Consider the following 26,604-nt stretch of genomic DNA (forward strand, 5'->3'; position numbering starts at 1 on the left):
GGGAGCGTCGGACCCGGGCATGATTGCGCCCGCGGCACCGAACCCGCGGCACAGAAGTTGCTGCTTGAATATTCGAGGTCTCAGTTTCGCGCCAGCAAGGAAGGTGAGTGGCGAATTCGCTCTCTCTCATCAGGAACTACTCCGTGCGACCTTCCGGCTCTCAACGCATCATCAAGGTGCGCCGCGATTACAACCGTCTGGTCGCCGACGAGACCATGGAAGACTACGCGTTGCGTTTCACGCCCAAGTCCTTTCGCAAATGGTCGGAATTCCGCATCGCCAACACGGCTGTCGGGGCCGTGTCGTTCCTGGCACTGGAAGCCATTGGCGGCGCACTGGTGATGAGCTACGGCTTCACCAACACCTTATGGGCCATCATCGCCATGACGGGGGTGATCTTTCTCACCGGACTGCCCATCAGCTACTACGCCGCGCGCTATGGCGTGGACATGGACCTGCTGACCCGTGGCGCCGGCTTCGGCTACATCGGCTCGACCATCACCTCGTTGATCTACGCCAGTTTCACCTTCCTGTTCTTCGCCCTGGAAGCGGCAATCATGGCCCTGGCGCTGCAGCTGTACACCCACATTCCGCTGGCGCTGGCGTACGTGATCTGCTCGATCATCGTCATCCCGCTGGTGGCCTACGGCATCACCCTGATCAGTCGCCTGCAGATGTGGTCGCAACCGCTGTGGCTGACGTTGCTGATCGTGCCGTACGTGTTCGTGATCTGGAAAAACCCCGACGCGCTGTCCGACCTCACCAGCTTTGCCGGGCGCGAAGGCGAGGGCGGCACCTTCAATCTGCTGCTGTTCGGCGCCGCGTTCAGCGTGGCGTTGTCCCTGGTGACACAGATCGGCGAACAGGTGGACTACCTGCGCTTTCTGCCGGAAAAAACCCGCCGCAATCGCAAGCGCTGGTGGGCCGCGCTGCTGATGGCAGGGCCCGGCTGGGTCATCCCCGGCGGCCTGAAAATCATGGCCGGTGCCTTTCTTGCTTTCCTCGCCCTGCAACATCAAGTGCCGATTGAACGCGCGGCTGAGCCGACGCAGATGTACCTGGTGGCGTTCAACTACGTATTTGCCTCCCCGGAATGGGCGCTGGCGGCCATGGTGCTGTTCGTGATCATTTCCCAGATCAAGATCAACATGACCAACGCCTACGCCGGGTCCCTGGCCTGGTCGAACTTCTTCGCCCGGGTCACCCACAGCCATCCGGGCCGAGTGGTCTGGCTGGTGTTCAACGTCGCCATCGCCTTGATCCTCATGGAACTGGGCGTCTTCGACGCCATTGAGGAAGTGCTCGGCCTTTACGCCAACGTCGCCATCGCCTGGATCGGCGCGCTGGTGGCCGATCTGGTGATCAACAAGCCCCTCGGCCTCTCGCCCAAACACATTGAGTTCAAGCGCGCGCACCTGTACGACATCAACCCGGTGGGCGTCGGCGCGATGTTTATTGCCTCATTGCTGTCGATGTGTGCCCATTTCGGTGCGTTGGGGGAGGTGGCCCGCGCCGCGCCGCCGCTGATTTCCCTGACCACGGCGCTGATCGCGTCGCCGTTGATCGCCTGGCTGACCAAAGGCCGCTATTACATTGCCCGGGAAAGCGACCCCGGTTTGCTGTTCCCCCTCGGCCGCCAGACCAGCCTGCGCTGTGGCGTGTGCAGCAACCGTTTCGAAACCCCGGACATGGCCTGGTGCCCGGCCTACGGTTCGCCGATCTGCTCGTTGTGCTGTTCGCTGGACGCCCGCTGCGGCGATCAATGCAAAACCCGCTCGCGGCTGTCGATGCAGTTCGAGGACCTGATCGGCCGCCTGCTGCCCCGCTTGCCACGCCAGTACCTGCACACCCGGCTGGCGCAATACCTGGGCCTGCTCACCGTGTTGGTGCTGACCCTGACCGGGGCGCTGACGATGATTTACAGCCAGGTCTCACACGGGCTGATCGATCAGTCGCCTCAGGTGCATCACACCCTGATGCTTGCGTTTCTCAAGGCGTTCCTGACCTTTTGCGTGTTCGCGGGCGTACTGGCCTGGTGGGTGGTGCTGACCCGGGAGAGCCGGCGCGTGGCCCTGGAAGAATCCGAGCGGCAGACGGCGCTGCTGATGCAGGAAATCGAGGCGCACCACAAAACCGATCAGGCGTTGCAGGAAGCCAAGGAAGCCTCGGAGGCCGCCAACGCCGCCAAGAGCCGCTATGTCACCGGGCTTTCCCACGAGCTGCGCACGCCGCTCAACAGCATTCTTGGTTTCACCCAGATCCTGCAACGGGACGTCGCCACCCCGAGCAAACATCTGGATTCCCTGGCGACCATCATGCGCAGCAGTTCGCATTTGTTGTCGCTGATCGACGGCCTGCTGGACGTGGCCAAGATCGAAGCCGGCAAACTGCGGCTGGAGCCGACGGAAATCCTGTTCCAGGAGTTTCTCGACGACCTGGAGAAAATGTTCGCCAGCACGGCCCGGGAGAAAGGCCTGCACTTTCGTCTGGAGCTGATCGGGCGCATGCCGGAAGTGGTGCGCGGCGACGAGAAGCGGGTCCGGCAGATCCTGATCAACCTGCTGGGCAACGCGATCAACTTCACTGACAGCGGGGAAGTCTGCCTGCGGGTCAGTTACCGGCGCGAAACCGCGACCTTCGACATCATCGACACCGGTATCGGCATCGCGCCGGAGCAGATCGAACGCATTTTCCAGCCATTCGAGCGGGGCGGGCTGGTACGCCAGGACAACGGCGTGGGCCTGGGATTGACCATCACGCGGATGCTCACGGCGTTGATGGGCGGCGCCCTGTCCGTCAGCAGCCAGCCCGAGGAGGGCACGCGGTTTCAGGTGCGGCTGTTCTTGTCCGAAGTGCGGGTGCCCAAGGCGATCATCGACGTCAACCACGACGTCATCGGTTACGACGGTCAGCGGCGGCTGATTCTGGTGGTGGACGATCACATCGAGCACCGCAAGGTCATCAGCGGCATGCTCTTGCCGCTGGGTTTTGACGTAGCGCAGGCGGCCAACGGGCAAGAGGCGGTCAGGCAGGTGTCGCTGCTGCACCCGGACCTGATCCTGATGGACCTGTCCATGCCGGACATGGACGGTTGGGCGACCAGTCGCATGATCCGCCGCAATGCGCTGTCCCTGGCGCCGATCATCGTGCTGTCGGCCAACGCCAATGCCTTCGCCGATGACAAGGAACGCAGCCTGCAAGTGTGCAATGACTACCTGGCCAAACCCCTGCATTTGCCGCAACTGCTGGACCGGATTCAGCACCATCTGCAACTGACCTGGCAGCGGCGTTTGCGCAGTGCCCCGGTGCTGGTGCAAACGCCGGTAGTGTTGCCGTCGCGGGAGGATCTGGAAGAGCTGTATGAACTGTCCGGCCTGGGCTATATCCGTGGCATTCAACAAAAACTCGACGCCATCGAGCGCGAGAGTACGCACAGCGCCGGTTTTGTCAGCGGCCTGCGAACCCTGGCGTCAGGTTTTCGCCTGGATGAACTCAGTCTTCAATTGAAGGAGGCCCTAAATGGACGCCATGACCCAAGCCGCTGAAAAAGGCGTCATCCTGATCGTCGATGACGTACCCGATAACCTGGCGCTGCTGTCCGATGCGCTGGACGAGGCGGGGTACATGGTGCTGGTGGCGCTGGACGGGCACAGCGCGTTGACCCGCATCCAGCGGCGGCGTCCGGACCTGATTCTGCTGGACGCGATGATGCCCGGCCTGAACGGCTTCGACACCTGCCGCCAGATCAAGGCGCAACCGGACACCGCCAACATCCCCGTGCTGTTCATGACCGCGCTGACCGACAGCGAGCACGTGGTGCAGGGTTTCGAGGCCGGCGCTATCGACTACGTCACCAAGCCGATCGAGTGCGCCGAAGTGCTCGCCCGGGTCGCTTCGCATTTGCGCACCGCGCGCATCCTGCAAACCGCCCGCACGGCGTCGCAGCCGGTGACGTTCGAAGACAAATCCGCCTACGGCAAACTGTCCCGCCGCTTCCAGCTCACCGACCGGGAAATCGACGTGTTGCGCTGGGTGTCCTGCGGCAAAACCAACAAAGACATCGCCGACATCCTGCAACTGAGCCCGCGCACGGTGAACAAACACCTGGAACACATCTACATCAAACTCGGCGTAGAAACCCGCACCGCCGCCACCTCCGTGGCCATGGCGGCGATGACCGATCGGGTGTGATCCCGGTACCAAGCGGCTCGGCCCATAGTGGGACCGGCTTCAGCCGGGAAGGGGCCAGGCTGCACACCCTCAATCTTTGGATCCAGCCACCCCGTAAATGCCCCGCATTTGGATAGAAGATCAACCGCTTACCCCCTCAAATAAACACGCCCAATCTTCATTGATGACCGGCCCTAAATTCCCCGCCTTTGCAGCCGAAACAGGTTCAGGCCGTGCCTTCTCTTTCCTGCAGTCCCCGTGCAAAGCGCAGCGCACCTATCGGCATCGCACTCTCGTCGCTGTCATCTCTGGTTATGGACACACGCATATGATCAAACGTCTGGGTTTCAGCAGAAAGATCCTGCTGGCCGCTGCACTGATAGTGGTAGTTGCTTTCTCGTGTTTCATTCTGGTGAACGACTATCGCCAACGTGAAACCCTGAAGAGCCGCGTCACCTCCGAACTCCAACAGTTGGGCAGTTTGACCACGCAAAACATTCAAACCTGGCTCGACAGCCGCACGCAGTTGCTCAACTCGATGGCTCAGCAGATCGCGGTTGACGGTCCGGCGGTGAGCAGCCTGCAGCGGGTGATCGGTCTGCCGGTGTACCCGGACAATTTCCAGCTGAGTTATTTCGGCAGCAAGGACGGCGTGATGTTCTCCGTGCCGACGGGCAATCGCCCGGCCGACTACGACCCCCGTGCCCGTGGCTGGTACAAGGCGGCCGACGCGGCGCAGGGCATCATCGTGACCGAGCCGTACATCGCCGCGTCGTCGGGCAAGCTGGTGGTGACACTGGCGACACCGGTGCGCCAGCAGGGGCAGATGATTGGCGTCGCGGGCGCAGACATTTCCCTGGACGCCATCAGCAAGACCATCAACTCGCTGAACTTCGGCGGCCACGGTTATGCGTACATCGTCAGCGCCGACGGCAAGATTCTGATCCACCCCGACAGCAAGCTGATCCTCAAGAACGTCAGCGAGGCCTACCCGAACGGCGCGCCGAGCATTGCGCCGGGTGTGACGGAAATCGAGTCCGGCGGCAAGGGGCAGATCATCTCGTTCACCAAGGTGGAAGGCCTGTCATCGGCGAACTGGTACGTGGCGCTGGTCCTCGACCGCGACGCGGCCTATTCGATGCTCAGCGAATTCCGCTCTTCGGCGATTCTCGCCATGGTCATTGCTGTGGCGATCATCATGCTGCTGCTGGGCTTGCTTATCCGCGTGCTGATGCAACCGCTCCACCAGATGGGCCGGGCGATGCAGGACATGGCCGATGGGGAAGGCGACCTCACCAAGCGTCTGGTGATTGTGTCCCAGGATGAATTTGGCGCGTTGGCGCAGTCGTTCAACCGTTTCGTCGAGCGTATTCACAGCTCGATCCGTGAAGTGGCGTCGACCGCCGGGCAACTGGGTGAGGTCGCGGCCCGCGTGGTCGGTGCCTCGAACTCGTCGATGGGCAATTCCGATCAGCAGACCAGCCGTACCAGCAGCGTGGCCGCAGCGATCAACCAGCTCGGTGCCGCCGCCCAGGAAATCGCTCAGAACGCTGCGCTGGCGTCTCAGCACTCCAGCGAGGCCACGCAACTGGCCAGCGAAGGTCAGGGCGTTGTCAGCCAGACCATCAAGGCGATGAATCAGCTGTCCGAGAAGATCAGCGAGTCGTGCGCCAACATCGAGACCCTGAACAACAAGACCGCGAACATCGGTCAGATTCTGGAAGTGATCACCGGCATCTCTCAGCAGACCAACTTGCTGGCGCTCAACGCCGCTATCGAAGCCGCGCGGGCAGGGGAAGCGGGCCGTGGTTTTGCGGTGGTGGCGGACGAGGTGAGGAACCTGGCCCACCGCACCCAGGATTCGGCGCAGCAGGTGCAGGGCATGATCGAGGAGTTGCAGGTTGGCGCGCGCGATGCGGTGATCAACATGACCGAGAGCCAGCGCCAGAGCGAGAACAGCGTGACCATCGCCAATCAGGCCGGTGAACGCCTGAACAGTGTGACCCGCCGGATCAGTGAGATCGACGGGATGAACCAGTCGGTGGCGACGGCGACCGAGGAGCAGACGGCGGTGGTGGAGTCGATCAATGTCGATATTACGGAGATCAACACGCTGAATCAGGAGGGGGTCGATAACCTTAAGTCGACGCTTGATGCTTGTGCGCATCTGGAACATCAGACGGCGCGGCTGCAGCATTTGGTTGGGACCTTCAGGATCTAGATCAAGGGCGTCTGCCTGGAGGCAGACTGTTTCGCCTTCGGCGACTTACTTTTGAAAAGCACCAAAAGTAAGCAAAAGTGCCTGCTCCTGGTTGGGCCCCTCGTTCCTCGGGGTCCCTTCACTCCGGTCCCGCTCCGTGGGCCCGCGCCGAACGGACATCCATGTCCTGACGGCGCTCTCGCCGCATCCCTGCGGCTCGGCCCACTCCGCAAGACCTGCGTTCAGCCTGCACCCAAGTCGCGATTGGCGGTGACTGAGCCTTTTGTGTACGAAGATCAAAAGCAGATCAAAGCACGCGTAGTGGGACCGGCTTCAGCCGGGAAGAGGTTAGTCTGCACACCCTCAATCCCGCAGCGCGCCATCCGACGTCTTCCCGGCTAAAGCCAGTCCTACGGTCGACATGCATTTCCATAGTGGGACCGGCTTCAGCCGGGAAGAGGCCAGTCTGCACACCCTCAATCCCGCAGCGCGCCATCCGACGTCTTCCCGGCTAAAGCCCTTCCTACGGTCGAAATGCATTTCCCATAGTGGGACCGGCTTCAGCCGGGAAGAGGCCAGTCTGCACACCCTCAATCCCGCAGCGCGCCATCCGACGTCTTCACGGCTAAAGCCAGTCCTACGGTCGACATGCATTTCCATAGTGGGACCGGCTTCAGCCGGGAAGAGGCCAGTTTGCACACCCTGGATCTTGCGGCGTGACCCCCGACGTCTTCCCGGCTAAAGCCAGTCCTACGGTCGAAATGCATTTCAACAGTGGGACCGGCTTCAGCCGGGAAGAGGCCAGCCTGCACATTCTCAATTCTGCAGCGCGCCATCCGACGCCTTCCAGGCTAAAACCAGTCCTACGGTCGACATGCATTTCCATAGTGGGACCGGCTTCAGCCGGGAAGAGGCCAGCCTGCACACCCTCAATCCCGCAGCGCGCCATCCGACGTCTTCCCGGCTAAAGCCCTTCCTACGGTCGAAATGCATTTCCCATAGTGGGACCGGCTTCAGCCGGGAGGGGGCCAGTCTGCACACCCTGGATCTTGAGGCGTGACAGCCGACGTCTTCCCGGCTAAAGCCGGTCCCACTAAGTGCATCGCGTTCCGCCAGCCCCATCGTGCAATGTTCCGGCGGATGTCATTTCCATTGAATGTACGCGCTGCTTTTAGTGGGACTGGCTTCAGCCGGGAAGAGGCCAGGGTGAACACCCTCAATTCAACGGCGTGACATCCGACGCTTTCCCGGCTTAAGCCGGTCCCACTAGCGGCATCGCATTCTGCCAACGGACCAACGGCACGAATTATTTGTTTCCGCCCCGTCCATCACTCCGCCATTCCGCCTTCAACATCCGCGCAACTTGTCTAGCCCGCACAGCGGCTAGATCGCCCTTGGGCGCCAACCTGTCCAGAAATCCCCCGAAAAGTCCCGTAGCAAACCGTCTCTGAAGTGCAACCCCACAGTCATCGTCGATTCATGGAACTGCCACAGGCTGCCCCTAATGTCACTCGCACCGAACGCGGCCATGGACGGTCGTGCGGCTGATCATTCACCCCGGCAGGACGCTGGAATCACAAGACCAGAGAAGCCTATGACCGCAGCCATCCACGTCGACCGCCTGAACAAGACATTCGCCCGAAAGACCGCGTTGGTTGACCTTGCATTGTCTATACAACACGGGGAGATGGTCGCGCTGATCGGCGCTTCCGGTTCCGGTAAATCCACGCTGTTGCGTCACTTGGCCGGTCTGGCCTGCTGCGATCGCAGCAACGGCGGCAGCGTCCAGGTGCTGGGTCGCGAAGTCCAGGCCTCGGGCAGGCTCAACGGCAAGGTGCGCCGTCTGCGTGCCGACATCGGCTACATCTTTCAGCAATTCAACCTCGTCAATCGCCTCAGCGTGCTGGACAACGTCCTGCTCGGCTGCCTCGGTCGCATGCCGCGCTGGCGTGGCAGCCTGGGGCTGTTCAACGCCGAGGAGAAAGCCCGCGCCATGGCCAACCTTGATCGCGTTGGCCTTGCCGACCTGGCGCCGCAGCGGGCCTCAACCCTGTCCGGTGGCCAGCAGCAGCGGGTGGCCATCGCCCGCGCGCTGACCCAGCAGGCCGAAGTCATTCTCGCCGATGAACCCATTGCCTCCCTCGACCCCGAGTCAGCGCGCAAGGTCATGGAAATCCTCGCCGACATCAATCGCCGGGACGGCAAGACCGTCGTCGTCACTCTGCATCAGGTGGATTACGCCGTGCGCTATTGCCCGCGTGCCGTGGCACTCAAGGGCGGGCGTATTCATTTCGACGGCAACGGCACCGAGCTCAACAGCCAGTTCCTCAACGACCTGTACGGCGCCGACGCCGACACCAGCCTGATGTTCGACGGCAGCGCGCGGGACACCCAGCGAACGCCCCAACTGCTGATGGTCCGCGCCTGACCCGGTGACGGCACCGGTAACAGACAACACCCAACCCCACACCAAAACCAGCTCCGGGAGTTCCCCATGTTGAACCGTATCGGGCGCGTCTTCGCGTCTGCCGCTGTCGTCGCCGGTTGCCTGATGGGCACTGCGCAGGCCGACGACAACGTCATCAACTTCGGCATCATGTCCACCGAGTCGTCGCAGAACCTGAAGAGCGTCTGGCAGCCGTTCATCGACGACATGTCGAAAAAGACCGGGCTGAAAGTCAACGCCACCTTCGCCTCCGACTACGCCGGCCTGATCCAGGGCATGCGCTTTAACAAGGTCGATGTGGCCTGGCTGGGCAACAAGGCGGCCATGGAAGCGGTGGACCGTTCCGGCGGTGAAATCTTCGCCCAGACCGCCGCCGCCAACGGTGCGCCCGGCTACTGGAGCGTGATCATTGCGCGCAAGGACAGCCCGATCAATTCGGTCGAGGACATGCTCAAGCACGCCAAGGAACTGACCTTCGGCAACGGTGACCCGAACTCCACCTCGGGCTATCTGGTGCCGGGCTACTACGTGTTCGCGCAGAACCACGTCGACGCCGCCACCGCCTTCAAGCGCACGCTGAACTCCAGTCATGAAGTCAACGCCCTCAGCGTGGCCAAAGGGCAACTGGACGTCGCCACCTTCAACACCGAAAGCTGGGACCGCCTGGAAGTCACCCAGCCGGACAAGGCCGCGCTGCTCAAGGTGATCTGGAAGTCGCCGCTGATCCCGGCCGACCCGATGGTCTGGCGCAAGGGCCTGTCCGACGCAGACAAAAACAAGATCCGCGACTTCTTCGCCAACTACGGCGACACCGACGAAGAAAAGGCCGTGCTGAAGAACATGCAAATGGGCAAGTTCCTCAAATCCTCGGACGACCAGTTGCTGACCATCCGCCAGCTCGAGCTGTTCAAGCAGAAGACTGAAACCACGGCCAGCACCACCCTCAGCGCCGACGAAAAAGCCACCCGTCTGAAAGACATCGACGCGGGTTTGGCGAAGCTGCAGGACCGCATTTCCGAGCTGGAAAAACAAGGCACCGCCAAGGCGGGTTGATGCACGGGGCGCGCCTGCCTGTATGGCTTAAACCCGTGCAGGCACGGCGCGCCAGTCATGACGCTTCACCCGTTCGCAACCGGACTTTTTATGACAACTCATGCTGCTTACATCGAAGCCGCCGGCAAGCGCAGCTGGCCGCAATACCTGGGCTGGGGCCTGTTCCTGGCGATGATGGCCTGGGCCTGGCACGGCGCGGAAATGAACCCGCTGGCGCTGTACCGCGACTCCGGCAACATGGCGACCTTCGCCGCCGACTTCTTCCCGCCCGACTTTCACGAATGGCGCGCCTACCTCAAGGAAATGATTGTCACGGTGCAGATCGCCCTCTGGGGCACGCTGCTGGCGATCGTCTGCTCGGTGCCCCTGGGCATTCTCTGCGCCGACAACATCACGCCGTGGTGGATACACCAGCCGTTGCGTCGGGTCATGGATGCCTTCCGCTCGATCAACGAAATGGTCTTCGCCATGCTCTTCGTGGTGGCTGTCGGCCTGGGCCCGTTTGCCGGTGTCCTGGCGTTGTGGATCAGCACCACCGGCGTGCTCGCCAAGCTGTTCGCCGAAGCCGTTGAGGCGATCGATCCCGGCCCGGTCGAGGGCGTGCGTGCCACCGGCGCCAGTGCCTTGCAGGAAGTGATCTTCGGGGTCATCCCCCAAGTCATGCCGCTGTGGATTTCCTACGCGCTGTACCGCTTCGAATCCAACGTGCGCTCGGCGACGGTGGTGGGGATGGTCGGTGCCGGCGGGATCGGCGTGATCCTGTGGGAAAACATCCGCGCCTTCCAGTTCACCCAGACCTGCTCGGTGCTGCTGGTGATCATCGTGGTGGTGAGCGTTATCGACATTTTCTCCCAGCGCCTGCGCAAGCAGTTCATCTAACGACCACGACAGGAGAGGGTGCGAACCCTTTTTTTAGCCATGCAGTTGTCTAGACAAACCGAACCGCTTCATCGCGAGCCCATGCATCGCGAGCCTATGTACCGCGAACTCGCGCAGACCCTGCGCAGTGAACTCGACCGCTACACCGCCGGCGAATACCTGCCTGCCGAAGTCCAACTGGCGGCGCGCTTCGAGGTCAACCGGCACACCGTGCGCCGGGCCATCGACGAACTGGTGCGCGAAGGCAGCCTGCTGCGCCGCCAGGGCAAAGGTACCCAGGTGCTGGGGCGTCCGCTGGTATATCCGGTTGCCGCCGACAGTGCCTACAGCGAATCCCTCGCGGCGCTGGGCCATGGCGTCGAAGCGGTGCTGCTGCAACGCCGGCACTGCACGGCGACGGTGGAAGAGGCCGGGCATCTGGGGCTCGAACCCCACGCGCCGCTGATCGAACTGCAAACCCTGCGCCGCCTCGACGGCCAGCCGGTGTGCCTGATTCGCCACCGTTACTGCGCCACCCGCGCTTCGTTGATCGCCGACTACGTCAGCGGCTCGGTGCGCCAGTTCCTCACCGAACGGCAGTTGCCGTTGAGCCGGACCTTCAGCCTGATCGGCGCGCGCCTGCCCAGTCGCGAAGAGGCCGCAGTGCTGCTGATGCCGCGCCACTTGCCGGCGCTGACAGTGCTGACCCTTTCCCACGATGCGCACGGAAACCCGGTGGAGATTGCCCATTCCACCAGCCGCTCCGACCGCTTCCAGTATCAGATCGTCACCTGACGGAGATGCCCTCGATGACTGCCACACCCGCTTCCTCCACCGCATCCGACGCCCAAATACCGGACCACGCCGCTCGCCAGCACTGGATCGGCGTGCTCTCGCGCAGCCGCCGCGCCGAACTGCTGGCCCACGAAGCCGCGTTGCGTGACGCCGACTACCAACTGATCCGCGCGCCGGAAATCGGCATGACCCTGGTGCGGGGCCGCATGGGCGGCAGCGGTGCGCCCTTCAACGTCGGCGAGATGACCGTGACTCGTTGCGTGGTGCGCCTGGCCGACGGCCGCACCGGCTTCAGCTACCTGGCCGGGCGTGACAAGGCCCACGCCGAACTCGCTGCCCTGGCCGACGCGCATTTGCAGGGTGCCCAACAGGCGCACTGGATCAGCGACCTGATCGACCCGCTGGCCCGCGCTCAAGACGTGCGCCGGGCCCAACAACAAGCCGAAACCGCCGCGACCAAAGTGGACTTCTTCACCCTGGTCAGAGGAGAAAACTGATGAGCACCTCTCTCGCAACTGAATCCTTGCCCGCCTCGCTGTTGCAGCCGGCATTCGCCGATCCGGTGCTCGATGCCCAGCGCAGCTTTCGCGCCGCCCTCAAGGCGCTGGCCGGGCCGGGTGTCGCACAAAGCCTGCTCGCCACGCAAACCCCGCCGCATCTGGAAGGCCTCGCCGCGGCCAGTCACGCGCTGTGCCTGGCGCTGTTGGATATCGACACGCCGCTGTGGCTCGCGCCGAAGTTCGACACCCAGGCCATTCGCGCCAACCTGACGTTTCATTGCGGCTGCCCGATCGTCAGCGACCGGCAGAACGCCCGCTTCGCGCTGCTCGACGACAGCCAGTTGCACGACCTCAGCGGTTTCGACCTGGGCAACGATCGCTACCCCGATCAGTCCTGCACGCTGCTGGTCCAGTTGCCCAGCCTACAGGGCGGCACACAACTGGCGTGGCGCGGGCCGGGCATCGAAAGCAAAAACCACGTCAGTCTGCCGTTGCAGGAAGCGTTCTGGCAGGAGCGGGAATCGCGCAATGACTTCCCCCGCGGCATCGACGTGTTCTTCGTCGCCGGCAGCGAATTGCTCGGCCTGCCGCGCAGCACCCAAGTGGCGTTCAAACCCCAAACGTCAAAAGGAGCCGCCTGATGTACGTCGCCGTCAAGGGTGGCGAGCAGGCCATCGACAATGCCCACAAACTGCTGGCGAAACAGCGCCGGGGCGACACCTCTGTCGCCGAGCTGGGCGTGGAACAGATCCGTCAGCAATTGCCCCTGGCCGTCGCCCGGGTGATGACCGAGGGATCGCTGTACGACGCCGAACTGGCGGCGCTGGCGATCAAGCAGTCGGCCGGCGATCTGGTGGAAGCGATCTTCCTGCTGCGCGCCTACCGCACCACGCTGACCCGCTTCAGCGCCAGCCTGCCCATCGACACCTCGGCCATGCAGCTCAACCGGCGACTGTCGGCCACGTTCAAGGACGTGCCGGGCGGTCAGCTGTTGGGCCCGACCTTCGATTACACCCACCGTTTGCTGGATTTCACCTTGCTGGCCGAAGGCGAATTTCCCGGCCCTGAGGCCCAGGCCGACGCCGCCGTCCAGGACTGTCCGCGAGTGCTGGGGTTGCTGGCCAAAGAAGGCCTGATCAAGGAAGAACAGGACACCGGCGCACCGGTCGCCGACATCACCCGCGAGCCGCTGGAGTACCCGGCCAGTCGCGCCGAGCGCCTGCAAGCGCTGGCCCGGGGCGATGAAGGCTTTCTCTTGGCGCTGGGCTATTCGACCCAGCGGGGCTACGGCCGCAATCACCCGTTTGCCGGCGAGATTCGCGTCGGTGAAGTGGAGGTGTGGATCGAGCCGGAAGAGCTGGGCTTTCCGATTTCCATTGGCGCCATTGAGGTGACCGAGTGCGAAATGGTCAACCAGTTCGTCGGTTCCGCCACCGAGCTGCCGCAATTCACGCGCGGCTATGGCCTGGCCTTCGGGCATGCCGAGCGCAAAGCCATGGGCATGGCGCTGGTGGACCGCTCGTTGCGCGCCGGGGAATACAGCGAGGAAATCGTCTCGCCGGCCCAGCAGGAAGAGTTCGTGCTCGCCCACTGCGACAACGTCGAGGCCGCCGGTTTCGTCTCGCACCTGAAACTGCCGCACTACGTGGACTTCCAGTCCGAACTGGAGCTGATCCGCAAACTGCGCACGCCCTCCAAGGAGTCGGCTCAATGAACGCCGCCACGCAGCCCCGTCCACAGGCCCCGCGAGACGAGGCATACAACTTTGCCTATCTGGATGAACAGACCAAACGCATGATCCGTCGCGGCCTGCTCAAGGCCGTGGCGATTCCCGGTTACCAGGTGCCGTTCGGCGGCCGTGAAATGCCGTTGCCCTATGGCTGGGGCACCGGCGGCATGCAACTGACCGCCGCGATCCTCGGCGCCGAGGACGTGCTCAAAGTCATCGATCAGGGCGCCGACGACACCACCAACGCGGTGTCGATTCGCCGGTTCTTTGCCCGCACCGCCGGGGTCGCCACCACTGAACGCACCCCCGAAGCGACGATCATCCAGACCCGCCACCGCATCCCGGAAACGCCGCTGCACGCCGACCAGATCATGGTCTATCAGGTGCCGATTCCGGAGCCGCTGCGTTTCATCGAACCGTCGGAAACCGAGACCCGCACCATGCACGCGCTGAATGATTACGGCGTCATGCACGTCAAGCTCTACGAAGACATCGCCACCTTCGGCCACATCGCCACGGCCTACGCCTACCCGGTGACCGTCGACGAGCGCTACGTGATGGACCCGTCGCCGATCCCCAAATTCGACAACCCGAAACTCGACATGAGCCCGGCGCTGATGCTGTTCGGCGCCGGTCGCGAGAAGCGTCTGTACGCGGTGCCACCGTTCACTCGCGTTACCAGCCTCGATTTTGAAGATCACCCTTTTGACGTGCAGAAGTGGGAACACAACTGTGCGATCTGCGGCAGCCACGAGTCGTTCCTCGACGAGCTGATCCTCGACGATCAGGGCACCCAGAGTTTCGTCTGCTCGGACACCGACTACTGCGCGCAGCGGGTCAGTCAGGGGAGGGCCGTGCAATGAATGCCGCTCAACAGATCGACCGTGATGCCGTCAGCGATCGCACCCAGCCGCTGCTGAAAGTGCGCGGCCTGACCAAGTTGTATGGCCCGGAGAAAGGCTGCCAGGACGTCAGTTTCGAGCTTTATCCGGGTGAGGTGCTGGGCATCGTCGGCGAGTCCGGCTCGGGCAAGTCAACGCTGCTGTCGTTGCTCAGCGGCCGCTGCCCGCCCGACAGAGGGGTCATCGATTACCGCCTCGCCGACACCCATAAAAATGCGGGCCAATGGCTGGACCTGTACAGCGCCAGCGAGGCCGAGCGGCGCACTTTGCTGCGCACCGAGTGGGGCTTCGTTGAGCAGAACCCCCGCGACGGCCTGCGCATGGCGGTGTCGGCCGGGGCCAATATCGGCGAGCGGCTGATGGCCCAGGGCGTGCGCAATTATCAGGCGCTGCGGGCGGCGGGGCTGGACTGGCTCAATCAGGTGGAGATCGACCCGGCGCGCATCGACGACCTGCCGCGAACCTTTTCCGGCGGCATGCAGCAACGTTTGCAGATCGCCCGAAATCTGGTGTCCGGCCCGCGGCTGGTGTTCATGGATGAGCCCACCGGCGGCCTCGACGTGTCGGTGCAGGCGCGTCTGCTCGACTTGATGCGCGGGCTGGTGCGTGAGCTGGACCTGGCGGTGGTCATCGTCACCCACGACCTCGCCGTCGCCCGCCTGCTCGCCGATCGACTGATGGTCATGCGCCGTTCCCACGTGGTGGAAACCGGCCTGACCGACCAGATCCTCGATGACCCGCAACATCCGTATTCTCAGCTGCTGGTGTCTTCGGTGCTGCAGCCATGATCCGACTTTCGGGATGCCTTTAATGAACACGCTGATCGAGGTCCGTGACCTCTCGAAAACCTTCACCCTGCACCAGCAGAACGGCGTCGTACTCAACGTGCTGCGCGGCCTGAATTTCTCCGTCGGCGGCGGAGAATGCCTGGTGCTCCACGGCCATTCCGGCGCGGGCAAAAGCACCTTGCTGCGCACTTTGTACGGCAACTACCTGCCAGCCGGCGGGAGCATTCGCGTGCAGCATCAGGGCGAATGGCTGGAACTGGTGGGCGCTGCGCCCCGGGAGGTGCTGCAAGTGCGCCAGCAAACCCTCGGCTACGTCAGCCAGTTTCTGCGGGTCATCCCACGCGTCGCCACCGTCGATGTGGTCATGGAACCGGCGCTGGCCCGGGGCTGGAAACGCGAAGACGCCCAGGCCCGCGCCGAGCATCTGCTGGCCCGGCTGAACATTTCCCAGCGGCTGTGGCAATTGGCACCGGGAACGTTTTCCGGCGGCGAACAACAACGCGTCAACATCGCCCGCGGCTTCATGGTGCCGTGGCCGGTGATGCTGCTGGACGAGCCGACCGCGTCGCTGGACGACGGCAATCGCCAGGTGGTCCTCGAACTGATCAATGAAGCGAAGGGCGCCGGCGCTGCGGTGATCGGCATCTTCCACGACCGACTGGCCCGGGAAGCGGTGTCCGACCGTCATCTGGACATGACCCCGCCCGACCTTGACCCGCAGGCGCCGATGGCGTCGAGCGTGAAGGAGACCGAAGAATGCTGAACGAACAGATCCTGACCAACGCCAAGATCGTCACCGCCGAGCGCGTCTTCACCGGCACCGTGGTGCTGCGTGACGGGTTGATCAGCGAAGTCGATGACAGCAGCAGCCAGTTGCCCCAGGCACAGAACCTCAATGGCGATTACCTGCTGCCCGGGCTGGTCGAGCTGCACACCGACAACCTGGAAAAGCACCTCAGCCCGCGCCCCGGTGTGGACTGGCCGTCGGCCTCGGCGGTGATGAGCCACGATGCGCAAATCATCGCGGCGGGCATCACCACGGTGTTCGACGCGCTGTCCATCGGCGACGTCAATCCCAAGGGCAAGCGCATGCAGCAACTGCCGTGCATGATTGAGGCGATCGCCGCGGCAAACGCTGCCGACATGACCCGCGCCGAGCACCGCCTGCACCTGCGCTGCGAAGTCTGCCACCCCGACACCCTGAGCGTGTTCCGCGACCTGGTCGAGCAGCCGCTGGTGCAGTTGGTCTCGGTCATGGACCATTCGCCGGGCCAGCGCCAGTTCGCCCTGGAATCCAAGTACCGTGAGTACTACATGGGCAAATACCACCTGAGCAGCGAGCAGATGGACGCGTTCATCGTCGAGCAGGTTGCCAACTCGAAGACCTACAGCGACCGTTATCGCCGGGCCATCGTCGACATCTGCCTGGCACGGGGCCTGTCGGTGGCCAGTCACGACGACGCCACCCTGGCCCATGTCGAGGAGTCGGCGGCCTACGGCATGAGCATCGCCGAGTTCCCGACCACCCTTGAGGCCGCACAGGGCTGCCGGCGTCTGGGCATGAGCGTGTTGATGGGTGCGCCGAACATCGTTCGCGGCGGTTCGCACTCGGGCAACATCGCGGCGGCGACATTGGCCGAAGAAGGGCTACTGGATATTCTCTCCAGCGATTACTATCCGGCCAGCCTGTTGCAGGCGGCGTTCACCCTGGGCGCCCAGCTGGATGCAGCGGATGAGTCGACAGGTGCGGGACTGGCACGGGCGGTGACCACGGTCAGCTTGGCGCCGGCCCGTTCGGCGGGCTTGCAGGATCGCGGCGAAATCCGCGTCGGCCTGCGTGCCGACCTGATCCACGCCCGGGCTTTGGGCACACTGCCAATCATTCAACAAGTCTGGCGACAAGCGAAGAGGGTGTTCTGATGGCAGGCAGGTTGATCTATCTCATCGGGCCGTCGGGTTCGGGCAAGGACAGCCTGCTGGACGCGGCCCGCGAGGCATTGGCCGCGCGGGACTGCCGGATCGTGCGGCGGGTCATCACCCGGTCGGCGGAAGCCAGGGGCGAGGCAGCCCAGGCCGTCAGCGTCGAGCGCTTCGTGGCGCTGCAGGCCGAGGGTGCGTTTGCACTCGACTGGTTCGCCAACGGCCTGCATTACGGCATTCCGAAAGAGATCGATCAATGGCTCGCCGAGGGGCACGATGTGCTGGTCAACGGTTCGCGCGGGCACCTGCCCCAGGCGCGGTTGCGTTATCCGTCGCTGTGGGTGGTGCTGCTGACAGTGGATCAATCGGTATTGCGGGAGCGCTTGCTCAGTCGGGCGCGGGAATCGGCTGATGACATTGAAACCCGGCTGGCGCGCAACGCGCAATTTGCTGACGACGTGCAGGCGAGCGACCCATCGTTGATCGTGCTCGACAACTCCGGCGCGCTGGAGCAAACGGTTGCCCGACTGTTGCAGCGACTGGAGCGCACTCCCGCATGCGCCTGACCCTGCTGGGCACGGGGGATGCGCGGCAAGTGCCGGTCTACGGCTGCGAATGCGCAGCCTGTCGCGCCGCCCACGCCGACCAACGCCTGCGCCGCCGTCCGTGTTGCGCGCTGGTGGAATTAGGCGAGCAACGCTGGCTGATCGACAGTGGCTTGCCCGACCTCACCGAGCGCTTCCCGCCGCGCAGCCTCAGCGGCATCCTGCAAACCCACTACCACGCCGACCACGCTCAAGGTCTGCTGCACCTGCGCTGGGGGCAGGGCCTGGTGATCCCGGTGCACGGCCCGGTGGACCCGGAAGGGCTTTCGGACCTGTACAAGCACCCCGGCATTCTCGATTTCAGCCAGCCCTTCATGCCCTTCGAAAGCCGTGCCCTGGGCGAACTGCAAGTCACCGCGCTGCCGCTGCTGCACTCCAAACCCACACTGGGTTATCTGCTGGAAGGCGGGGGAAGGCGCATCGCCTACCTCACCGACACCGTCGGCTTGCCCCATGACACCCAGGCCTTTTTGCAGCGCGAGGCGCTCGACGTGCTGATCCTCGACTGCTCCATGCCGCCCCAGGCGCAAACGCCGCGCAACCACAATGATGTGAATGTGGCGCTGCAGATCATTGAAGCGCTCAAGCCCGCGCAAGCGGTGCTGACCCATGTCGGGCATACGCTGGATGCGTGGCTGATGGAGCATGCCGCGCAACTGCCCGACCATGTTCGGGTGGCGCGGGACGCCATGGAGGTCTGAGCAGGGCGCGGGGTTGACGGTTGGCGAGTCATCCTATGACCTCCTGTCGCCCAGGTCGCATAAACGCCTGCCCGGCTTCAACTTTTGCCTGTCACGGCCGTTGCAAATGTAGCCCTACATTTTCTTCGGAGCTTGACCATGTCGTTGATTCCTCGCCGCATCGCTGGACGAATGACCTTGGGGATCCTGACATTGCTGATTCTGACGGCCGTGGCGATTTTCGCGGTCATGACCCTGGGCGGCAAACCCCAGCTGGTGGCCGCCGGCACCGAGTCGGCGGAGCAGTCAGCCAGCGCCATCACCCGTCAGTTGGCGCTGCCGTTGAGCCGCATCGAGGGCACCGCGGCTGCCATGGCGTTGCTGGCGGAGACGCTGCCCCATGAAGAAACCCTGTACATGAGCAGTTTTCCCGGCTTGATCGACAGCCAGGGGGATTCGGCCATCGCCGGTGGCGGCGTGTGGCCGGAGCCCAACGCCTTTGCGGCGGGCACCGAGCGTCGCAGTTTTTTCTGGGCACGGGACGCAGGCAATCGACTGGACTTTTCCGACGAATACAACCAGGCCAAGACGCCGCCTTATCAGGCTGAAACCTGGTACACCGGGGCCAAGTCTTCACCGGCAGGGCGTTGCGTCTGGTCCGATGCTTATCAGGACCCGGTCAGCGGCGTGGCCATGACCACCTGCAGCGTGCCTTATCGGGCCCAGGGCGCGTTCGCTGGCGTCGCGACCATCGACCTCAAGCTTGACGGTCTGGCGGCTTTCCTCAAAGAGAAAGGCGGCGTCACCGACGGCTACGCCTTCGCGGTCGACCCATCAGGGAACGTGCTGTATTTCCCTGATGCGAAGGGCACCAAGGGCCTGTTGACCATTACCGGATTGAGCCAGGAACAACCCTGGTTCAAGCCGGTGGCTGATCAGCTTGCGAGCAACACCTCGGCGCTCTCGACCCAGAGGCTTGAGCATGACGGTCGGCTCAACGGCCCGGCCTACGTCACCCTGGCGACCATGGCCGGCACCGGCTGGCGCATTGGCCTGGTGACCCCGGAAGCCCGGGTCGTGGGCCTGGCCAACCGACTCACCGGACAGATTCTGTTATTCCTCTTGCCGCTGCTTGGCGTACTGCTGGGTCTGGCCTGGCTGGCAGGCAAGGGTCTGCTGGCGCAACTGGAGGAAACCACTGCACAGATCTCAAGTCTGGGCCAGGGCGGTCAGACCGATACGCAGTTGGCGATTTTGCGCGCCGACGAGATCGGTGCGCTGCGTGAGGCGGTCAACCGGTATGCGGGTTCGCTGCGTGACATGCTGCGCCGCATCGCCGAGGAATCGGTGTCCCTGGAGCGTCAGGCCAACGAACTGGCGCAGCTGTCCCAAGGTGTGGCCGAGCGGGCCGAGTCCCAGCGTCAGGACAATACCTTGCTGGCGACCGCGATCACCGAGATGTCGGCCAGTGCCAACGAAGTCGCCCAGAACACCACGGACTGCTCCGACACCGCCCGCCGTTCCCTGGGCGATGCGCAGAAAAGCCAGGATCAGGTCAACAACAACAGCCAGTCCATCGAAGTACTGGCGACGGACATTGCCGGGGCGGCGGGCGCCATCACCCAGTTGGGTGACGACATCGAGCGCGTGGGCAGCGTGCTGGAAGTGATCAAGTCGATCTCGCAACAGACCAACCTGCTGGCCCTGAACGCGGCCATCGAAGCGGCACGGGCAGGCGAGCAGGGGCGTGGCTTTGCGGTCGTGGCCGATGAGGTGCGCACCCTCGCCGGGCGAACCCAGGCCTCGGCGAACGAGATTCAGGAGATGATCTCGCAACTGCGGCAGGCCTCGAGTGCGGCGGTTTCGACGATGCAGAACGGCGCCGCGCGCACCCGTGAGTCGGTGCAGCAGGCGGTCAGTGTCGCCGCCACACTGGGCACCACAGTCTTCAGCTTCGACGACATCGTCCAGCGCGCCCATCAGATCGCGGTGGCCGCCCAGGAGCAGAGCCATGTCACCCACGAAATCAACGAACTGGCAGTGCGCATCCACGCCTCTAGCGAACAAGGCGCGCGAGACGCCGGCACCTTGCGCGAGCTGGGCAAAGGCATGCAGTCGATCTCCGGTCGCCTGGGTGCACTGAGCCGCGGTGGCAATCAGGCCTGAGGCGCCCTTGCCAGACCACGAAATCGCGGGTGGCCACATCGGCCTCTTCCCGGCTAAAGCCGGTCCCACTAAAAGACCGCGTGCGGTCAGTAGTACCGGCTCAAGCCTGGGATGGACGCGGAGCGTCCCGGGATACATACCCACGCGGAGCGTGGGCACGATCAAAGTGCGCGTGGATTCAGTGGAAATGGTGGTGGTCACAACGGCCTCTTCCCGGCTAAAGCCGGTCCCACTAAAGGCACCGCGTGCACCCTGTGGGACCGGCTTTAGCCGGGAAGCTTTTGATCTGCTTCGCTTCTGCCTTGCTTTTGATCTTCGTACACAAAAAGCTCAGTCACCGCAAAAACGCGACTTGGGTGCAGGCCGAACGCAGACGACGCGCAGTGGGTCGAGCCGCATGGATGCGGCGAGAGCGCCGTCAGGACATGGATGTCCGTTCGGCGCGGGCCCACGGAGCTTCGTCGGAGTGAGGGTATTCCGACGAAGGAGGAACCTAGCCAGGAGCAGGCACCCTTGGTTACTTGGGGTGCTTTTCCAAGTAACTCGCCGAAGGCGAAATCGAGGCCGTTAGGCCGACGCCCTTGATCTTGATCTGGCTTCAGATCTCGATCCTGATCTCGCGAAGCGCAAACAAGCACGTATCTGCAATCCAGCCGCGCTGCGAACGTCTACGCTCAATCTTCCCAGCACACTTCCGGAGGATTGCTTCCCATGACAACCCTGACCCTGAAAGACGGCACCGAACTCTTCTACAAAGACTGGGGCACCGGCCAGCCGATCGTCTTCTCCCATGGCTGGCCTCTCGACGGCGACGCCTGGGACGCACAAATGCTCTTCCTCGGCCAGCACGGCTACCGCGTCATCGCCCACGACCGCCGTGGCCACGGCCGCTCCGGGCAGACCTGGGAAGGCAACGACATGGACACCTACGCCGACGACCTCGCCCAACTGTTCGAAGCCCTCGACCTCAAAGACGCCATCATGATCGGCCACTCCACCGGCGGTGGCGAAGTGGCCCGCTACATCGGCCGCCATGGCACCGCCCGCGTCGCCAAAGCTGTACTGATTGGCGCCGTGCCGCCCATCATGCTCAAAACCGACGCTAATCCAGAAGGCCTGCCCATGGAGGTCTTCGATGGCATCCGCGCCGGCTTCACCGCCGACCGCTCGCAATTCTTCAAGGACCTGGCCGTGCCGTTCTTCGGCTTCAACCGCGACGGCGTGAAAACCTCCCAGGGCGCCATCGACTCGTTCTGGTCCATCGGCATGCTCGGCAGCGTCAAAGGCGAGTTCGATTGCATCAAGGCGTTCTCGGAAACCGACTTCACCGAAGACCTGAAAAAGATCGACGTGCCAACCCTGATCCTGCACGGCGATGACGACCAGATCGTCCCGATTGTCGCGTCAGGCTACAAGAGTCATGAGCTGGTGAAAGGCTCGACGCTGCACGTCGTCAAGGGCGGCGCCCATGGTATGTGCAACGTGCAACCGGAAGAGATCAACGCGATTCTGCTGGGCTTCATCAAGGGCTGATCAGCCTGTTCCGCACGCACTGGCGGTCTCGGGGTGTGAGGCTGCCAGGCTTTTCATAAACGCCCGGTCAGCTCGGAACCTTGTGGGGATTCAGCCGCCGGTCATGTTCATGAAGCGCACCACCTGCACATCATCGTTGAGCTCGAAGTTGTGCTTCCACGGCTTCAACTGCATGGCGTTGACGATGGCTTTCTCCAGCTTGTCCGGCTGCCCCGGATTGGCCCGAAGCACGGCCTTCAGATCGGCGGAGTGCTCGTTACCCAGGCACAGCAGCAAACGGCCTTCCACCGTGACCCGAACCCGGTTGCAGGTCGCGCAGAAGTTGTGGCTGTGGGGCGAGATGAAGCCGATGCGGATGTGCGGTGCCTCAGCCACCCGCCAGTAGCGCGAAGGCCCGGACGTCGTCTCAGTCGAATGCACCAGGGTGTAGCGCTCGGCGATGCGTTCGCGCACCTGCTCGCTGGAATAGAACGACTCGGCGCGGCTGTGCTCGCTGATCGTGCCCAAAGGCATCTCTTCGATGAAGGTGATGTCGACACCACGATCGATGGCGAAGGCCACCAGATCATTGATCTCGTGGTCGTTGCGACCCTGCATCACCACGCAGTTGAGCTTGGTGCGCTCGAAACCGGCCGCGTTGGCGGCATCGATCCCGGCAATCACCTTGCTCAGATCACCGGTGCGGGTCAGTTCCTTGAAGCGTTCGGGGTCGAGGCTGTCGAGGCTGATGTTGAGGCGCTTGAGGCCGGCTTCGAATAGCGGCACGGCGAGTTTGTCCAGCTGCGAGCCGTTGGTGGTCATGCACAGCTCGCGCAGGCCGGGGAGGGCGGCGATGCTGCGAACCAGCCCGACGATGCCGGAGCGCACCAGTGGCTCACCGCCGGTCAGACGAATCTTCTTGGTGCCCAGCGCCACGAAACGCTCGGCCAGTTGATGGATTTCTTCGAGGGAGAGAATCTGCTGACGGGGGAGGAACGTCATGTCCTCGGCCATGCAATACACGCAGCGGAAATCGCAGCGATCCGTTACCGACATGCGGACGTAATCGACTTTGCGTGAATAGCTGTCCATCAGGACTCGATCTGACATTGATTACTCTCGACAACGTGACGCGTGGCAGAAACAGGGTGCGCGCCCCGGGAAATGAGGCGCGCGGCTGCAGCGTTAAATCTGGCTTCCGGTCTGCTGCTCGATGCTTGCAGCAGTGACGCCGGTGGCCGAAGCCTGAATGGCTTTCGAATAGGACACGTAATACGCGAGCCCGACGAAAATTGCACCCCCCACGGCGTTGCCCAGGAACACCGCGACGAAGTTTTCAATGAAATCGGTCCAGCTCAGGGCGTCGGCAAAGATCGCTGCGGGGATCACGAACATATTGGCGACCACGTGCTGGAAGCCGATGGCGACGAAGGCCATGATCGGGAACCACATGCCGAGGATCTTGCCGGTCACATCCTTGCTCGCATACGACAACCAGACCGCCAGACACACCAGCCAGTTGCAGCCAATGCCTGAAATAAACGCCTGGGAAAAGTCCGCGCTGGCCTTGGCCTTGGCAATGGCCAGGGTTTTCGCCAGATACGCGCCTTCGGTCAGACCCAGCACGTGACCGAAGAAGTAAGCGACGAATAGCGCGCCCAGCAGATTCGCCAGGGTCACCAGCGCCCAGTTGCGCGCCACTGCCGACAGCGGCACCCGACCCGCGAACATCGCCGTCGGCAGGCTCATCATGTTGCCGGTCAACAACTCACCGCCGGCCAGGATCACCAGAATCAGGCCCAGCGGAAAGACCGCCGCGCCCATCAGGTTACCCAGTGACGCCCAAGGGGCCGGGATCATCGTGCTGACATGGATGTCCAGCAGGAAGCCCAGGGCAATGAATGCCCCGGCCAGAAAGCCCAGCACCAGAATCGCCGGGGTCGGCATGTGGGACTTTTTCACGCCGGCTTCGATGGTGATCTCGGCAATCTGCTGTGGTGTATTGACGGACATAGGCTTTCAAGCTCGCAAGCAATTGACCGCACCGCGACCGGACCAGCCGGCGGGGCGAAAACGAGGGAGGGGTTCAAGCATCCAGGCTTGGTGCGCGGAGGTGTCAGTGACACGGCGCCGATCTCTGATGGAACACTGCTGCGACGTTAGACCGCATTGCAGAGGACGCTCAAAAGACCTGATCAATTCGTGAGCACGCTACCGATCAGTCTCTTGAGCGTCCAATCGCTTGTTCCGATAGGGTCATCGACGCTGTCTATCATGAGGTTTTCGGCCAAGCGAGCGCCGCGGAAACCGGAAGGCACTTCCCCTCAAGACACCGATCCCCCGCTTCCACGGCGCAAGCTTTAACCGGCCCGGCTGATGCTGCGTTCATAGCGCTCCAGCAGTGGCTGAATGCTGATGCCGTGCAGAAGAATGCTCAGCGCCACCACCGACAAGGTCAGGCTGATGGTGGTGTCTACCGCCTCGGCCGGCAGCCCGTGGGTCAGGGCGTAGCACAGGTAATACAGCGTGCCGATGCCGCGAATGCCGAACCAGCCCACCAGCGCTTTTTGCGGCCGGGTCAGCAATTTGCTACTGATCAGCAGCCAGACACTCAGCGGTCGGATCACGCAGAACAACGCCAGGCCCAGCCCCACGGCGCGCCAGTCCCAATAGCTGGCGAGGGCCGCGCCGAGGAGGGTGATCAACAGTACCTCCATGGCGCGCTCCACCAGGCTGCCGAAGACCATCATGTCGCCCATCATCACGCCGGCAGCGAGTTGGCTGTCGGACAGCGCATCACGGTCGCCCATGATCGCCGACGCCGGGTCGCTGTGGGTGTGCCCGAGCACCGGAATTGCGACGTGCTCGGCCGGGACGTCGGACTGCGTGGTCTTGACCTCGGCGTGACGCAAGCCGATGCCGGCGGCAAACACCGCGAGAAAGCCATAAGCCCCGAGGGTTTCAGCGCCGACGTAAGCAATGGCGATCAGCGCCAGGGCCAGGAAATCGTTGGGGGATTGCGTGCTGTCGGCATTCTTGATGCGCAGGTAGATCATCAGATGACCGACGCCACGGCCCAGGCCGTAACCGAGCATCAGCCCGACTGGCACGCCCCAGATGATGTTTTTGAGTAGCCAGCCCTGGGTCCAGTCGAAATCCGAAAAACCGTGGGTGATGAACATCAGGGCGAAAATCACGAAGGGGAACGCGGTGCCGTCGTTGAGCCCTGCCTCACCGGACAGGCCGAAGCGCACCCGATCCAGGTCCTGGGCGCTGTTGACCTGCACCAGACCTGCCAGCACCGGGTCGGTGGGCGAGAGCATCGCGCCGAGCAGCAACGCGATGGGCCATGACAGGCCGAACAGGTAATGGGCGGTCAGGCTGACACCAGCAATGGTCGCCAGCATCACCGGCCCGGCCAGCAGGTACGCCGAATACCAGGCGCCGCGGTGCAGCGGCAGGCGCAGCTTGATGCCGGTATTGAACAGTGAGAACAGTACGGCGATTTCAGTCAGCCGTTCAAGCCAGTGGCGCGCGTCGCGAATGTCCAGCTGGGCAATGTCCAGGCCCCAGGGCCCGATCGCGGCGCCAAACGCCAGGCACACCGCCGACGTCGTGACCGGCAGCCAGCGCAGGTAAGAAGAAGTCAGTGCCAGCAGCATCAGCAGGACACCGAAGACGGTCATGCAAAGAATGAAACTCATGCGGGTTGGTCATCAGTCAAAGGGCGGGAATGACTGTGTGACTGTGAGAGGGTGGGATAGTTGAAACAAATGTCGGATGGATCCCACGACCGGCGCGCCAGCGCAATGTGTGGGGCATCGCCGGGGCCACTGGCTGCACGCGCTCCCCTTGTGGGACCGGCTTTAGCCGGGAAGGGGCCAGCGCATACGCCATCCATTTTTCTTTTGATCGTTCCCTCGCTCTGCGTTTGATCGTTCCCACGCTCCGCGTGGGAATGCCTCTCCTGACGCTCTGCGTCAGAACGATGGACGCGGAGCGTCCCGGGCGGCATCCCCACGCGGAGCGTGGGGACGATCATACTCACTGCGTGCGGTCCGCCTGACCCTACGCGGACACCTGTAGGAGCGCGCTTGCCCGCGAAGAGGCCGGTACATCCGCTACATCTCTAGCGTCTGGAATACCGCCTTCGCGGGCAAGCGCGCTCCTACACTATCCGGCGTCAGCGATGGGTCGTGTGTACGCCATTCATCTGTGGTGTGGCATCCGACGCCTTCCCGGCTAAAGCCGGTCCCACATTTATACGCTCGGCAGGTCCC

At 63.3% G+C, this 26,604-nt stretch carries 20 protein-coding genes and 3 pseudogenes; 20 read left to right on the forward strand and 3 right to left on the reverse strand.

Translation table 11 applies throughout. The features are described from left to right. Positions 1 to 143: 143 nt before the first annotated feature. The 20 genes and pseudogenes from BMY98_RS08965 (at position 144) to BMY98_RS09055 (ending at position 22,345) form a co-directional block, all read left to right on the forward strand. Positions 144 to 3,545, forward strand: a complete 3,402-nt coding sequence (locus tag BMY98_RS08965) for an ATP-binding protein (protein ID WP_074887584.1) — start codon at positions 144 to 146, stop codon at positions 3,543 to 3,545. Beyond that, positions 3,520 to 4,191, forward strand: coding sequence for a response regulator (locus BMY98_RS08970; RefSeq protein WP_074887586.1), 672 nt, complete (start codon positions 3,520 to 3,522; stop codon positions 4,189 to 4,191). Before BMY98_RS08965 ends, BMY98_RS08970 begins: the two co-directional genes overlap by 26 nt. A 307-nt stretch (positions 4,192 to 4,498) precedes the next feature. Continuing rightward, a pseudogene (locus BMY98_RS28040) lies at positions 4,499 to 5,533 on the forward strand (HAMP domain-containing protein); the annotation flags it as partial. A 93-nt stretch (positions 5,534 to 5,626) separates the two neighbouring features. Continuing rightward, the gene (locus BMY98_RS28045) at positions 5,627 to 6,391 is read left to right on the forward strand and encodes a methyl-accepting chemotaxis protein (protein WP_420793071.1); all 765 of its coding nucleotides are present in this window, start codon (positions 5,627 to 5,629) and stop codon (positions 6,389 to 6,391) included. Positions 6,392 to 7,964: 1,573 nt separating this feature from the next. After that, entirely contained in the window at positions 7,965 to 8,798 is an 834-nt protein-coding gene (phnC, locus tag BMY98_RS08985; RefSeq protein ID WP_074887597.1) for a phosphonate ABC transporter ATP-binding protein, read from the forward strand. A gap of 66 nt (positions 8,799 to 8,864) precedes the next feature. Further along, positions 8,865 to 9,869 carry a phosphonate ABC transporter substrate-binding protein gene (phnD, locus tag BMY98_RS08990; RefSeq protein ID WP_074887600.1) on the forward strand — a complete coding sequence of 335 codons (1,005 nt, stop codon included), beginning with the start codon at positions 8,865 to 8,867 and terminating at the stop codon, positions 9,867 to 9,869. Between the two features lie 90 nt (positions 9,870 to 9,959). Continuing rightward, a complete protein-coding gene (gene phnE / locus BMY98_RS08995; protein ID WP_074887601.1) occupies positions 9,960 to 10,748 on the forward strand; it encodes a phosphonate ABC transporter, permease protein PhnE in 789 nt (262 codons plus the stop codon). A gap of 39 nt (positions 10,749 to 10,787) precedes the next feature. Next, complete coding sequence (gene phnF / locus BMY98_RS09000; RefSeq protein ID WP_074887604.1) at positions 10,788 to 11,522, forward strand: phosphonate metabolism transcriptional regulator PhnF; 735 nt, start codon at positions 10,788 to 10,790, stop codon at positions 11,520 to 11,522. A gap of 14 nt (positions 11,523 to 11,536) precedes the next feature. Then, positions 11,537 to 12,019 (forward strand): phosphonate C-P lyase system protein PhnG, encoded by a 483-nt coding sequence (phnG, locus tag BMY98_RS09005; protein ID WP_074887607.1) that lies wholly within the window; start codon positions 11,537 to 11,539, stop codon positions 12,017 to 12,019. Positions 12,020 to 12,045: 26 nt separating this feature from the next. Further along, positions 12,046 to 12,663: a phosphonate C-P lyase system protein PhnH gene (phnH, locus tag BMY98_RS09010; RefSeq protein WP_074887921.1), complete on the forward strand. Its 618-nt coding sequence runs from the start codon at positions 12,046 to 12,048 to the stop codon at positions 12,661 to 12,663. Further along, positions 12,663 to 13,736 (forward strand): carbon-phosphorus lyase complex subunit, encoded by a 1,074-nt coding sequence (locus BMY98_RS09015; RefSeq protein ID WP_074887610.1) that lies wholly within the window; start codon positions 12,663 to 12,665, stop codon positions 13,734 to 13,736. Before phnH ends, BMY98_RS09015 begins: the two co-directional genes overlap by 1 nt. After that, positions 13,733 to 14,614, forward strand: coding sequence for an alpha-D-ribose 1-methylphosphonate 5-phosphate C-P-lyase PhnJ (locus tag BMY98_RS09020; protein ID WP_074887613.1), 882 nt, complete (start codon positions 13,733 to 13,735; stop codon positions 14,612 to 14,614). The genes BMY98_RS09015 and BMY98_RS09020 overlap by 4 nt, the downstream gene beginning before the upstream one ends. After that, positions 14,611 to 15,441: a phosphonate C-P lyase system protein PhnK gene (gene phnK / locus BMY98_RS09025; protein ID WP_074887616.1), complete on the forward strand. Its 831-nt coding sequence runs from the start codon at positions 14,611 to 14,613 to the stop codon at positions 15,439 to 15,441. Before BMY98_RS09020 ends, phnK begins: the two co-directional genes overlap by 4 nt. 22 nt (positions 15,442 to 15,463) lie before the next feature. After that, positions 15,464 to 16,204 (forward strand): phosphonate C-P lyase system protein PhnL, encoded by a 741-nt coding sequence (gene phnL / locus BMY98_RS09030; RefSeq protein ID WP_074887619.1) that lies wholly within the window; start codon positions 15,464 to 15,466, stop codon positions 16,202 to 16,204. Further along, the gene (locus tag BMY98_RS09035; RefSeq protein ID WP_074887622.1) at positions 16,198 to 17,361 is read left to right on the forward strand and encodes an alpha-D-ribose 1-methylphosphonate 5-triphosphate diphosphatase; all 1,164 of its coding nucleotides are present in this window, start codon (positions 16,198 to 16,200) and stop codon (positions 17,359 to 17,361) included. Before phnL ends, BMY98_RS09035 begins: the two co-directional genes overlap by 7 nt. Then, the gene (gene phnN / locus BMY98_RS09040; protein WP_074887625.1) at positions 17,361 to 17,927 is read left to right on the forward strand and encodes a phosphonate metabolism protein/1,5-bisphosphokinase (PRPP-forming) PhnN; all 567 of its coding nucleotides are present in this window, start codon (positions 17,361 to 17,363) and stop codon (positions 17,925 to 17,927) included. Before BMY98_RS09035 ends, phnN begins: the two co-directional genes overlap by 1 nt. After that, complete coding sequence (gene phnP, locus BMY98_RS09045; protein WP_074887628.1) at positions 17,918 to 18,667, forward strand: phosphonate metabolism protein PhnP; 750 nt, start codon at positions 17,918 to 17,920, stop codon at positions 18,665 to 18,667. Before phnN ends, phnP begins: the two co-directional genes overlap by 10 nt. A gap of 396 nt (positions 18,668 to 19,063) precedes the next feature. Beyond that, positions 19,064 to 19,687, forward strand: a pseudogene (locus BMY98_RS28050) (PDC sensor domain-containing protein); the annotation flags it as partial. A 522-nt stretch (positions 19,688 to 20,209) separates the two neighbouring features. Then, positions 20,210 to 20,812: pseudogene (locus BMY98_RS28055) on the forward strand (methyl-accepting chemotaxis protein); the annotation flags it as partial. 711 nt (positions 20,813 to 21,523) lie between these two features. Then, entirely contained in the window at positions 21,524 to 22,345 is an 822-nt protein-coding gene (locus BMY98_RS09055; protein WP_074887634.1) for an alpha/beta fold hydrolase, read from the forward strand. Positions 22,346 to 22,435: 90 nt separating this feature from the next. Here the strand turns inward: BMY98_RS09055 and moaA are convergent, their stop codons facing one another. The 3 genes from moaA to BMY98_RS09070 all read right to left on the reverse strand — a co-directional run bounded on the left by moaA (position 22,436) and on the right by BMY98_RS09070 (position 26,028). Further along, positions 22,436 to 23,434 carry a GTP 3',8-cyclase MoaA gene (gene moaA / locus BMY98_RS09060; RefSeq protein WP_074887637.1) on the reverse strand — a complete coding sequence of 333 codons (999 nt, stop codon included), beginning with the start codon at positions 23,432 to 23,434 and terminating at the stop codon, positions 22,436 to 22,438. A 75-nt stretch (positions 23,435 to 23,509) separates the two neighbouring features. Continuing rightward, positions 23,510 to 24,337, reverse strand: coding sequence for a formate/nitrite transporter family protein (locus tag BMY98_RS09065; protein ID WP_074887640.1), 828 nt, complete (start codon positions 24,335 to 24,337; stop codon positions 23,510 to 23,512). A 347-nt stretch (positions 24,338 to 24,684) separates the two neighbouring features. After that, entirely contained in the window at positions 24,685 to 26,028 is a 1,344-nt protein-coding gene (locus BMY98_RS09070) for a cation:proton antiporter (protein ID WP_074887644.1), read from the reverse strand. Positions 26,029 to 26,604: the final 576 nt, after the last annotated feature.

It is taken from the genome of Pseudomonas graminis (assembly GCF_900111735.1).
Taxonomy (GTDB): domain Bacteria; phylum Pseudomonadota; class Gammaproteobacteria; order Pseudomonadales; family Pseudomonadaceae; genus Aquipseudomonas; species Aquipseudomonas graminis.